12 protein-coding genes, 2 tRNA genes and 1 rRNA gene are annotated in these 10,895 nt (G+C 48.5%); 8 read left to right on the plus strand and 7 right to left on the minus strand.

Translation table 11 applies throughout. The features are described from left to right. The first annotated feature begins 96 nt into the window (after positions 1 to 96). The 3 genes from rrf (at position 97) to OUY18_RS09595 (ending at position 421) form a co-directional block, all read left to right on the plus strand. Positions 97 to 213, plus strand: a 5S ribosomal RNA gene (gene rrf, locus OUY18_RS09585). A gap of 7 nt (positions 214 to 220) precedes the next feature. Then, positions 221 to 296: transfer RNA gene (locus tag OUY18_RS09590), tRNA-Asn, on the plus strand. A 48-nt stretch (positions 297 to 344) separates the two neighbouring features. Beyond that, a tRNA-Ile gene (locus tag OUY18_RS09595) sits at positions 345 to 421 on the plus strand. A gap of 355 nt (positions 422 to 776) precedes the next feature. Here OUY18_RS09595 and OUY18_RS09600 read toward each other — a convergent pair. Next, a complete protein-coding gene (locus tag OUY18_RS09600; RefSeq protein WP_268058560.1) occupies positions 777 to 989 on the minus strand; it encodes a hypothetical protein in 213 nt (70 codons plus the stop codon). Between the two features lie 74 nt (positions 990 to 1,063). Between OUY18_RS09600 and OUY18_RS09605 the strand changes: the two genes are divergently transcribed. Next, positions 1,064 to 1,243, plus strand: coding sequence for a hypothetical protein (locus OUY18_RS09605; RefSeq protein WP_268058561.1), 180 nt, complete (start codon positions 1,064 to 1,066; stop codon positions 1,241 to 1,243). 226 nt (positions 1,244 to 1,469) lie between these two features. On the opposite strand, the gene OUY18_RS09610 is transcribed toward OUY18_RS09605, so the two are convergent. Further along, positions 1,470 to 1,808 carry a four-helix bundle copper-binding protein gene (locus tag OUY18_RS09610; protein WP_268058562.1) on the minus strand — a complete coding sequence of 113 codons (339 nt, stop codon included), beginning with the start codon at positions 1,806 to 1,808 and terminating at the stop codon, positions 1,470 to 1,472. A 397-nt stretch (positions 1,809 to 2,205) separates the two neighbouring features. Here OUY18_RS09610 and OUY18_RS09615 point away from each other — a divergent pair, with 397 nt between their 5' ends. Further along, positions 2,206 to 2,565: a hypothetical protein gene (locus tag OUY18_RS09615; RefSeq protein WP_268058563.1), complete on the plus strand. Its 360-nt coding sequence runs from the start codon at positions 2,206 to 2,208 to the stop codon at positions 2,563 to 2,565. A gap of 155 nt (positions 2,566 to 2,720) precedes the next feature. Here OUY18_RS09615 and OUY18_RS09620 read toward each other — a convergent pair whose 3' ends face one another. From OUY18_RS09620 to rnhA, 5 genes are all read right to left on the minus strand, one after another. Further along, positions 2,721 to 2,891, minus strand: a complete 171-nt coding sequence (locus OUY18_RS09620) for a hypothetical protein (RefSeq protein WP_268058565.1) — start codon at positions 2,889 to 2,891, stop codon at positions 2,721 to 2,723. Between the two features lie 120 nt (positions 2,892 to 3,011). Next, on the minus strand, positions 3,012 to 3,545 hold the full coding sequence (locus OUY18_RS09625) for a superoxide dismutase family protein (protein ID WP_268058566.1): 534 nt from the start codon (positions 3,543 to 3,545) through the stop codon (positions 3,012 to 3,014). A 247-nt stretch (positions 3,546 to 3,792) separates the two neighbouring features. Next, positions 3,793 to 4,224 carry a Fe-S cluster assembly scaffold protein NifU gene (gene nifU / locus OUY18_RS09630; RefSeq protein ID WP_268058567.1) on the minus strand — a complete coding sequence of 144 codons (432 nt, stop codon included), beginning with the start codon at positions 4,222 to 4,224 and terminating at the stop codon, positions 3,793 to 3,795. 32 nt (positions 4,225 to 4,256) lie between these two features. Next, positions 4,257 to 5,444 (minus strand): cysteine desulfurase NifS, encoded by a 1,188-nt coding sequence (nifS, locus tag OUY18_RS09635; protein WP_268058568.1) that lies wholly within the window; start codon positions 5,442 to 5,444, stop codon positions 4,257 to 4,259. 94 nt (positions 5,445 to 5,538) lie between these two features. Then, a complete protein-coding gene (gene rnhA, locus OUY18_RS09640) occupies positions 5,539 to 5,976 on the minus strand; it encodes a ribonuclease HI (protein ID WP_268058569.1) in 438 nt (145 codons plus the stop codon). Positions 5,977 to 6,647: 671 nt separating this feature from the next. Here rnhA and OUY18_RS09645 point away from each other — a divergent pair. From OUY18_RS09645 to rplI, 3 genes are read left to right on the plus strand one after another with little or no spacing between them, the layout of a single operon-like run. Further along, positions 6,648 to 8,429: a ribonuclease J gene (locus tag OUY18_RS09645; RefSeq protein WP_268058691.1), complete on the plus strand. Its 1,782-nt coding sequence runs from the start codon at positions 6,648 to 6,650 to the stop codon at positions 8,427 to 8,429. Between the two features lie 21 nt (positions 8,430 to 8,450). After that, positions 8,451 to 10,406, plus strand: a complete 1,956-nt coding sequence (locus tag OUY18_RS09650; RefSeq protein ID WP_268058570.1) for a DHH family phosphoesterase — start codon at positions 8,451 to 8,453, stop codon at positions 10,404 to 10,406. Between the two features lie 28 nt (positions 10,407 to 10,434). After that, positions 10,435 to 10,884 (plus strand): 50S ribosomal protein L9, encoded by a 450-nt coding sequence (rplI, locus tag OUY18_RS09655; protein WP_268058571.1) that lies wholly within the window; start codon positions 10,435 to 10,437, stop codon positions 10,882 to 10,884. Positions 10,885 to 10,895: the final 11 nt, after the last annotated feature.

A 10,895-nucleotide genomic window follows, 5' to 3' on the forward strand; every position in this document is an offset into this window, starting at 1 on the left:
CTCTCACGCCGATAACGGGAGTTCGATTCTCCCACGGGTCACCAAATTGCTAATTGATTTTCATAGATATTTGCACAGCAATGTGTGAAATATAGAGTTGGTACTGATGATGATGAGGGTCCACCCGTTCCCATCCCGAACACGGAAGTTAAGCTCATCCATGCCGAAGATACTTGGCTGGCAACGGCCCGGAACAATAGGTAGGCGCCAACATTAATATTCCTCAATAGCTCAGCCGGTAGAGCATGCGGCTGTTAACCGCAGGGTCGTTGGTTCGAGTCCAACTTGGGGAGCCAGCAAAGCTCAGCCGCCGTTATTAAATTAGCGGCGGCAGCTTTTTTTCCGGGCCATTAGCTCAGTTGGTTAGAGCAACCGGCTCATAACCGGTCGGTCCAAGGTTCGAGTCCTTGATGGCCCACCATGAAAAAACGTATCAAACAGCTAAACTAGCTGTTTGATACGTTTTTTCTTATGCTATTTTAGCGAGAAAAATCGGCTTTATATAGAGGTAAACCAAAAACGGAAAAGTGAAAGAAGTAGCTTTAAGCTGCTCCTTTTGAAAGAGATTGAATATATGCAGGATACGGTTGCGCAAACGGCAGAAATTGTGCTTTGTCAGCTGCAAAATAAGTTATCAAGTGGGCATTTATAATGCTGAAGAATATCAATTGTTTAAAGGAAATAGCCGCGATTGAAATCAGTTATCAACTAACGTCTGTGCGCTATAAAGAACCGCCCCTGTTACAGGGCGGTAGGAAGAATCAGACGCGGAATGCTTAACATTTTTGGCTGCATAAAAGCCGGTCAATAATGTCGTCGAGCAAGCGTAAATCCTTATCATTGAGATCGTCCAGTAATTCAAGAATTCGTTTTAATGCTTTAGCGCTGTCTTTATCGCAGCCCCTGTTGTCGCAATCGTCGTGATGATCATGGTCATCACATTCATTGTGGTCACAGTCAGGCGAATTCGTATAATGGTTTAAACTCATATAGTACAACTCCTTTAAAAGTGTTGTACTATATTATGGCCATTGACAAAGAGTTGCCAATATGAGCGATTGGTATGCCTAAAACAGAAAATGGCGGCTCCTACCGTAAAGCAAGAGCCGCATGTATGGACACTTATTCGGTTTTAACCACAGAAATGGCAGCATCCAAAGCACTTATAAATATAATTCAACATCTGAGCGCAGCACATATCAGCAACCTCCTTTGTATTTATCTTCTTGGGATGGTTAAATAGTAACAAATTTGTAACTGTTTTGCAAATGTAAGTCTTGGAAATGAAAGAAGGAAGGGATGAGAGAAAATCTTGATATAAAGGCACAAATGAAGAGAGGAGCATTGGGGCTGCATAAAATTTCAATGTGGATGGCGCACCAACCAGGCAAAACCATTCGAGACAATGTGTCGGCCCTTTCATGAACTTGTAAAAGTTGATCATATGTAGGCGGTTATTCCGCCGTAAACTATTGCATGGACTTGCATTCTTGCGCACATTTTTGGCATTCAGCAGCGCATTTGGCGCAATGGTCGTCTTTAAAGGTTTTACATTCCTGTGCGCATTCCTCACAAATAGTGGCACAAAGTTTGCACAAATCGATTGCATGACAAGAATCCGTAATCATGAATGAGGCGGCCTCTTTACAAATACAGGCACACTCGTGCAGCTTTGCAATACATTTTTTCCGATTTGCTACGTCGGGCTCCTCAAGGCACATCTTCATGCATTCAAGACATGCCTGCGCACATTTGTTACATTCGTCAATGCAGGTTTGGTTTTTGTTGTTCATATTTACAACTCCCATAGTCAGACTCCTTAGATTATTTGATTTTTACTATTATTTCTTAAAAATCTGCTATTATGTAAAAAAAGAAATCATAAAACGGAATCAGTTAAGGTGGCCGCAAAAACTCTGGATCAGCCTTCTGACATGAGCAGGAAAGCGACCATAACGATCTAGCAGCAATTCGGATTGGATACGGATGATTGGAATATCGGCACAAAATAAAGAATCAGCATCCTGCCAAACGGTAAGATGCTGATTCCGTTTTATTTATTTACCACCACCAACGACGGCAGCGGCAACGGCACCCTCTCCATCGGCAGCAACGCCGGCAATTATTCCAGCAACACATCATGAATCGCCTCCTTTCGGACAGTGGGGCAATAACATAATATGAATCGGAAAGGCGGCTTGTCAATTGGAGAGTTTAGGATTAGAGTTAAATAGGTGTAGCATCCTGCTTAACTACAGACACCGAGCAAAAATAATGGCGCCCGTTAAAAGGCGAGCGCCGTTATTTTTATTTGCCTCCGCGGCATCCGGGGCGGCGCCTGTTATTATTATTGCGATTGCTGTTACCGCTACTGCTACTGCTACTGCTACTGCTACTGTTGCTGTTGCTGTTGCTGTTGCTGTTACTATTACTGTTGGCAGTGCTTTCAATTTGGCGATTTTCTGTTCTATTATTATCTTGGCGGCGTTCGGGCCGGCAACGATTGTTGCTGTTGCGGTTATCTCTATTCATTTAATCTGTCCTTTCGTCGGTGATATTACATAATATGAGTTTTAAAATTACCTGTCACTATGCGCCGGCAATTTGATTATAATAAATCCTCCATACCGAAAAGGCGGAGGAAATTCCGTTTTGCCACGGATTTGGCCCGTACGCTGAAAAAACCGCCCGTAATGGGCGGTAATCCTGAAACATCCTTTTTATTTTGGTTTAACAGGCGGGATAATCGACGAAAAAAAGGAATCCGGATCGCTTTTAAATTTCTGAATCAGGTCGGTCTTTGCCTCTTTTGGTTTCTCAAATTTGGATTTCATCCTGCTTGGAATATGGATTTTATTCGGATTCGAGCAATTGTATTCATTCATTTCCATGGCCTTATCTCCAGTACAATTTATTTCTATATTGTATTCACAAATCCGGCAAAATGCTAAATGGAAAAACGGCTCCAACAGTAATGCCGGAGCCGTATTTTGTGATGATTCCCTGCAAGTTTATCTTCCGGTATAAGTGATTTGACCGCAGGCTATTTTCGCTCCGGAATTTCCGGATGGCTGGGTTGTAAAATCATCCGGAAGCATATGCACGATTATGGTACGTCCTATCACTTCACTGACAGCGAATCGGTCTGTAAAAAACGCCAGAAAAGCGTAGCCCTTGTTTCCGAATAACGGCGGCAAATCACCGGCATGCGCAGGGTGCGGACAATTATGGGGATTGAAGTGTGCGCCTGCGTTTGCAAAGGGATCCTGGGCATTCCCGGTACAGGAGTTCCCTTCGTGAATATGGAACCCAAATACGTTCGATGCACAGGCTGCCGTGCCTTGGGGCAGACCCTGCACTTCCGCCATTAATAAAACACCGGTACTTAACTGGTACAAGAAAACAATGCCGTTTATATTCGGAAAATTCGGACCGCCTTTTAGGAGAGCCTGCGCTTCCGGCGGACGATTCACTATATTTTGCAGTTGACCAAATTGTGGATCAGAGTACAATAAAACCGCCTCCTGAGCCATTTTATGCAGCAAAATACAGGATTGCTAAACGAAAAGAGAAAAGATGGGATACTGTAATCAGGTGGCATAGATTCTTCATGATGCATGGCCCGCAGGGCCTATCCGCCAATCCTTCCATCCAAATGAACGTAAATTATAACACACAGAATGTCCAGGAAAAATATGCAAAGAGGATTTTTGATGAGAGCTGCATAAAGATTACGTTACGGATAAAAAGAGGGAATGTCCGGCTGACGGACATTCCCTCTTCCAATATATCTTATAACTCACAGGCACAGGATTCACATTCCGGAATATCACCGACGATCGGCGCAGGGTCAATTCCCTTCTTCTTGTAATAATCCGCAACAGCGGATTTGATCGCCTGCTCCGCCAATACGGAGCAATGCACCTTAACCGGCGGCAGACCGTCCAGTGCTTCCATTACCGCTTTGTTGGTAAGCTTTAAAGCATCTTCAATTTTCTTGCCCTTAATCAGTTCAGTGGCCATGGAGCTGGTTGCGATTGCGGCGCCGCAGCCGAATGTTTTAAACTTAACGTCGGTGATAACGTCGCCGTCGACCTTAATGTACATGCGCATGATATCGCCGCATTTCGGGTTTCCGACTTCGCCGACACCGTCTGCGTCCGGGATTTCCCCAACGTTGCGCGGGTTGGCAAAATGATCCATTACTTTTTCACTGTAGGCCATGATCGATTACCTCTCTTATATCGAAATTTTCTTTAATATTTCTTCTGACCTGTAATAATTTCCTCCCAAAGAGGAGACATGGAACGAAGGCGGTCGACGATTTTGGGGAGTATCTCAAGAATATAGTCGACGTCTTCCTCTGTATTTTGATCGCTGAAGGTAATTCGGAGCGATCCGTGGGCGATTTCATGCGGAAGCCCGATTGCGAGCAGTACATGGCTCGGGTCAAGCGAGCCGGAAGTGCAGGCGGAACCGGAAGATGCGCAGACGCCCTGCAGATCGAGGCTGAGAAGCAGGGATTCGCCCTCAATGCCTTCAAAGCACATATTGATATTGCCGGGCAGACGCTTTACCCGGTCGCCGTTCAGGCGGGAACGTTCAATTTTCAGTAAACCGTCGATCAGGCGGTCGCGCATTTTTGTCAGGCGCTCCGTATTTGCGTCGATGTTTTTGCATGCTTCCTCAAGTGCAACGCTCAGGCCGACAATTCCGGCAACGTTTTCCGTACCGGCCCTGCGCCCGCGTTCCTGCGCGCCGCCGTCGATCAGATTCGGGCACCGCACGCCGTTGCGGATATAGATTGCTCCGACGCCTTTGGGAGCGTGGAATTTATGTCCGGAGAGGGAAAGCAAATCAATATTTTGCTCTTTTACGTTAATAGGAACATGTCCGACTGCCTGAACCGCGTCGGTATGGAAAAGAACGCCGTGCTTTTTGCAGATCGCGCCGATTTCCGGAATCGGCTGAATGGTTCCGATTTCGTTGTTCGCGTACATAATGGTAACGAGCGCGGTATCCTCGCGGATCGCCGCTTCGAGTTCCTCGGGCCTTATCAGACCGTCGTGATGTACGTCGAGGTAGGTAACTTCAAAGCCTTCCTTTTCCAGCGTTTCGCAGGAATGCAGGACGGCATGGTGCTCAAATTTTGAAGTAATAATATGCTTCTTGCCTTTTTTGGCCTGCTCATGGGCTACGCCTTTGATCGCCCAGTTATCGCTTTCGCTTCCGCCGGAAGTAAAGAATATTTCGTTCGGCTTTGCCCCAAGGCATTGAGCGACTTTTTCACGCGCCAGCTCAAGCGGTTTTTTGGCTTCCCGACCAACCGAATAAAGACTGGAAGGGTTTCCATAATATTGCGTATAGAAAGGCTCCATCGCCTCTAAGACGGCTTTTGAAACAGGAGTGGTAGCGGCGTTGTCCGCGTAAATAAAACGTCCCATGTTTATCACCTTTACTTGTCTATTTTCAATTGCAGATTTCCTGCGTTTTTAATATACACCATTTTAGTGTATATTTCAATAGGCAATTCTAAACTTACCGAAATTTTTCAATTGCGGCAACGGCCAGACGGTCGCAGCGCTCGTTTTCCGGGTGGCCCGCATGTCCCTTTACCCAGTTCACCGTGACCTTGTGCTTCTCTAAAAGCGGAAGAAGGGTTTCCCATAAATCCGCGTTCAGCGCGGGCTTTTTGTCGGCTTTGCGCCACCCGTTTTTCCGCCAGCTTTTGGCCCAGCCCTTGGTGATCGCGTCGCAGACATATTTTGAGTCGCTGCAAAGAATCACTTCGCATGGCTCTTTTAATAGGCGAAGCGCCTCGATCACGCCGCTTAATTCCATACGGTTGTTGGTCGTGCCGGCTTCGCCGCCGCTGATCTCTTTTTCAACGCCGTTATAACGCAGTATGGCGCCGAAACCGCCGGGACCGGGGTTCCCGCTGCATGCGCCATCCGTGAATATTTCAACACGCTTCATTTTCATCATCCTTAATTTTTCCAAACTTATAAATTTTATTATAGCATGGGAGCTTTTTACAAACAACGCAATTTTCCGTTTAGCGGGTTCTTTTCGGGCAATAATATAATTTGCCGGTCAAAGATGCGGTATCTTGACAGCAAATGGGAATCAAGGTACAATGATAACAATATTTGTGTCCGGATTTATTTTTAAGAAGCATTATATTTAGACATTAAATATATTTGAACCGCATTGCTGTGCGGTTAACACAATTCTCTTTTGCAGCTGCCCGCGCAGTGCGAAAGGATGCAACAATTTTATATGGATACGCCTATGCCCGCTTCGGCACCGTTTGCCGGCGGACTTTTATTGGTTGTACCCTGATTAACAATGGAGGTTATTTTGTGACGGAAAAAAATCAAACAAAATCCGCAGATTCCGAAAATTCAGGGAAACTGCACGTTGGCGCTGCCGGTGAGGGCCACTCTTCGCTTTATCAGAAGGTTGTGCTTCCCAAAAAACAGGGGCATAGAACGGAAACGGCTGCGAAAAGCAAGGCGCAAAAACCTGCGGATCAGGTAATTGGGGGCGGTACGGTGGAGGTTAGCGAACCGGCACCCGCTCCGAAGCAGCGCAAACCGCGCCGCCAGCCGCAAAAACAGTCGCAGCAGTTGAAGGCGCCGCAGGTGATGGCACAGCTGGGCAAAACAAAAGCCCCGAAAACAGAGGCCCAGCCCGGCCAGCCGAAACAGACGCGTCCGAGAAAGCAGACGCCGCGCCAGCAAAGCAAACGGGGGAAGAACGGTCAGCAAAAGCCTTCCATTCGGGTCTATTTTCTGGGCGGTTTAAATGAGATCGGAAAAAACTTTACGCTGTTTGAATGCGAAAACGATATGGTCATTGTGGACTGCGGTATGGCCTTCCCCGACGGCGATATGCTTGGGGTCGATCTGGTTCTGCCGGATTTCACTTTTGTGGAACGCAACGCAGAGAAAATACGCGGTATTGTGCTGACCCATGGTCACGAGGATCATATCGGCGCAATCCCTTATCTGTTAAAGAAGATCAACGTACCGGTTTACGGTACGCCGCTGACGCTTGGCCTTGTGGAAGGCAAGCTGAAAGAGCATGGTTTGCAGGGAAAAGCAAAACTGAGTGTGGTTCACCCCGGCGGGCAGGTAAAACTCGGCTGCCTGAATGTGGAGTTCATTCATGTGAACCACTCCATACCGGATGCGGTCGGCCTTGCGATTCATTCCCCGGCGGGCACGGTGGTGCATACCGGCGACTTTAAAATTGACTGCACGCCCGCGCAAGGGGAAATGATCGACCTTGCCCGCTTCGCGCAACTGGGACAGCAAGGCGTTCTCGCCCTTTTTGCGGATTCTACCAATGCCGAACGACCGGGTTACACGATGACCGAAAGTAAGGTCAACGATTCCTTTGAACGCCTTTTTAAGCGGGCGGAAAACAGCCGAATCATTATAGCGACTTTTGCTTCCAATATCAGCCGCGTTCAGCAGATTATCAACTGCGCGGTCAAATACGGGCGGAAGGTTGCGCTTTCCGGCCGCAGCATGCTCAACGTGATGGGCATCGGCGTGGAAATGGGCTATCTGAATGTTCCGGACGGCGTTTTAATCGATCTGGATTTGATTAACCGTTACCCGAAGGAAAAAATTGTTCTGGTTACAACGGGCAGCCAGGGGGAGCCGATGAGCGCCCTGACGCGTATGGCCTTTGCCGACCACCGCAAGGTGGAAGTAGGCCCCGGCGATTTCATCATTATTTCGGCACGACCGATTCCGGGCAACGAAAAAACGGTCGGCACGGTAATCGACGAGCTGATGAAACGCGGCTGTGAAGTGGTGTATGAGTCCATGTACGAAGTGCATGTTTCCGGTCACGCCTGCCAGGAAGAACTGAAACTGATGCAGGGAATTACGAAACCCAAATATTTTATCCCGGTGCACGGTGAGCAGAAACACCTGCGCAAGCATGCCGGACTGGCCTACGCGCTGGGCAAAACCGCTTCGGAAGTATATATCGGCGACATCGGCGACGTATTGGAATTGAACGAGGATTACATGAAAAAGCTCCCCTCCGTTCCGGCTGGCCGTGTGCTGGTCGACGGCCTTGGGGTCGGCGATGTGGGCAGCATTGTTCTTCGCGACCGCAAACATCTTGCGGAAGACGGGCTGATTGTTGTAGTCTGTACAATCGCGCAGGACGACGGCCGCGTTATTTCCGGCCCGGATGTGGTTTCGCGCGGATTTGTCTATGTGCGTGAATCGGAGCCGCTGATTGAGGAAGCAAAGGAACTGGTCAATTCCGTTCTGGAGAATTGCGCCGGAAACAATATCCACGACTGGGGAACGCTCAAAACCAGAATTAAGGACGAACTTTCCCGCATGCTTTATGACCGGACAAAGCGCAATCCGATGATTCTGCCGATTATAATGGAAGTTTAAGCACCAAAAGGGGTAATCGTTTTGAAAAGAAAAGTATGGGTATCATCACCGGTGTTTTTCGTAATTACCGCTGTTATGCTCATCATGGCCTGTATCAGTTATTTTTACAACCCGATCTTGTTCTACATTGAAGGAACGCTCGCGGTTTGTTCCGTCATTGCGGTCATGCTTTTAACGGAGCAGTTTAAGGCGCATGTGTCTACCGCGATGAAAAGCGCCCAGAAAATTCTTTCCGGGGACCAATACCGCGCATTAATGGACTTTACCATGCCGGTGGCGGTGGTAGGGGAAGCGGGCGACATCATCTGGGTGAACAGTGCGTTTACCGCCAAAGTCGGGGCGAAACACGAATGCAGGGGCGAAAATATTTTAAAATTTATTTACCCCAAAACCGTCAATCAAATTATGGGAGACAGCGGAACCGACATTGCCGTCGGCGATCGGAATTTCACGGTGTTTGCCGCGAAAACCGAGTGCGGCAGTATCCTGTATTTTATAGACGATACGTATTATAAGGTAATCAATCGCGAGTATATCGAACAGCGGCCGGTTGTCATGATCGCCTGCTTCGACAATCGGGAGGAGCTTGCCCGCGATTCCAGCGGCAGCGAAGATACCCGTATTGCTTCGGAGGTTGAGGGCGCTTTGATCGATTGGGCGCAGAATATGAACGGTTTTCTCAAAAGGCTGAGCGGCGGGCGGTATCTTATCCTGACGGATGAAGCCTGTGTGCGGGAAGCAATGAGTAAACGCTTTCAAATCCTTGATACGGTCCGCGGCATCAAGGCGGGGGAACGCCGCAGCGCAACGGTTTCCGTCGGCGTCGGCCGCGGCGCCGATTCCCTGAAGGAAGCGGAGGAATGGGCGCGCAAAGCGCTCGACATGGCTTTGGGCCGCGGCGGCGACCAGGTGGCCGTCAAACAAAAGGACGATACATATGAGTTCTTCGGCGGCCTTTCCAAAGGGGTGGAAAAACGCGACAAAGTACGCACCCGCGTTATTGCCGCCACCCTTTCCGACCATATCAAAAACAGCGACAATGTTTTAATCATGGGGCATAAATATTCCGATCTGGACAGCGTGGGCGCTTCCGTCGGCCTTTGGAGCGCGATAACGAAAGCGTTGAAAAAACCGGCTTTTGTGGTTTTAAACCGATCGCAGTCCCTTGCGTCTCCGCTGATCTCCTCCATGGAAGCCACCGGGCAGAAAATCTTTATTTCCCCGATGGACGCCATGACGATGGTGAACCCCAAAACCATGCTGATTGTCGTTGACACGCATTCGCAGGATTTTGTGGAAAGCGCGGAACTTTTAAGCGCGGTTCCCCGCGTGGTGATTATCGATCATCACCGAATGATGGTCAAGCACGTTGAAAATGCGCTGGTCTTTTATCACGAGCCCTACGCAAGTTCCACTTCGGAAATGGTTGCCGAGCTTGTGCAGTATATCGGCGACAATACGCTGGGGCAGGCGGAAGCCGAAGGGCTTTTGTCCGGCATTATGCTGGATACCAAGAATTTTGTGCTGAAAACCGGTGTACGCACCTTTGAAGCGGCCGCGTATCTGCGCCGGCGCGGTGCGGATACGGTGGAAGTAAAGCGCATGTTTTCCGATACGATCGACACCTATAAAGCAAAATATCAAATTGTTTCCGGCGCGGAGATTTTAAACGACTGTGCGATTGCCTCCGCCGACCGGGAATTCCCGGATATCCGTATCACCTCGGCGCAGGCGGCGGACGAACTCTTATCTATTCAAGGAGTAAACGCGTCGTTTGTCCTTTTTCCGACGGGAAACGTTGTGAACGTATCCGCCCGTTCGCTGGGCGATATCAATGTTCAGCTCATCATGGAGGCGCTGGGCGGCGGCGGCCACCTGACAATGGCGGGCGCGCAGCTTTCCGATATGACGGTTCAGCAGGCCCGCGAGAAGCTTATCTCCGTGATTCAGGATACCATGGCGAAAGCCGTTCAATAAACTTACTATACTAATGGAGGGAATACCAATGAAAGTCGTATTGCTCGATGATATTAAAGGAAGCGGTAAAAAAGGAGAGTTGATCAACGTGAGTGACGGTTACGCCCGAAATTACCTTTTCCCGCGCAAACTTGCAAAAGAAGCAAATGCGCAGGCATTGAATGAACTGAAAAATGCGGCGGATGCGAAAGCCTTTAAAATAAAAACCGAAAAGGAAGCCGCGCAGAAAACCGCCGATACCATTCATGAAAAAAGCGTAAAGCTGTTTGCAAAAGCGGGGCAGGGCGGCCGCTTATTCGGCTCCGTTACCGCGAAGGAAATTGCCGAGGAATTGAAACGCCAGTATAAAGTGAATGTTGACAAGCGTAAAATTGTTCTGAACGGCGATATCAAGGCCTTTGGAACTTATGAATGTGAAGTAAAGCTTTACAGCGGAATTTCAGCCAAAGTTTTTGCGGTTGTAAGCGAAAAAGAGTAAGCTTTCAAATG

The sequence above is a fragment of the Caproiciproducens galactitolivorans genome (assembly GCF_026672255.1).
GTDB classification, from domain to species: domain Bacteria; phylum Bacillota; class Clostridia; order Oscillospirales; family Acutalibacteraceae; genus Caproiciproducens; species Caproiciproducens galactitolivorans_A.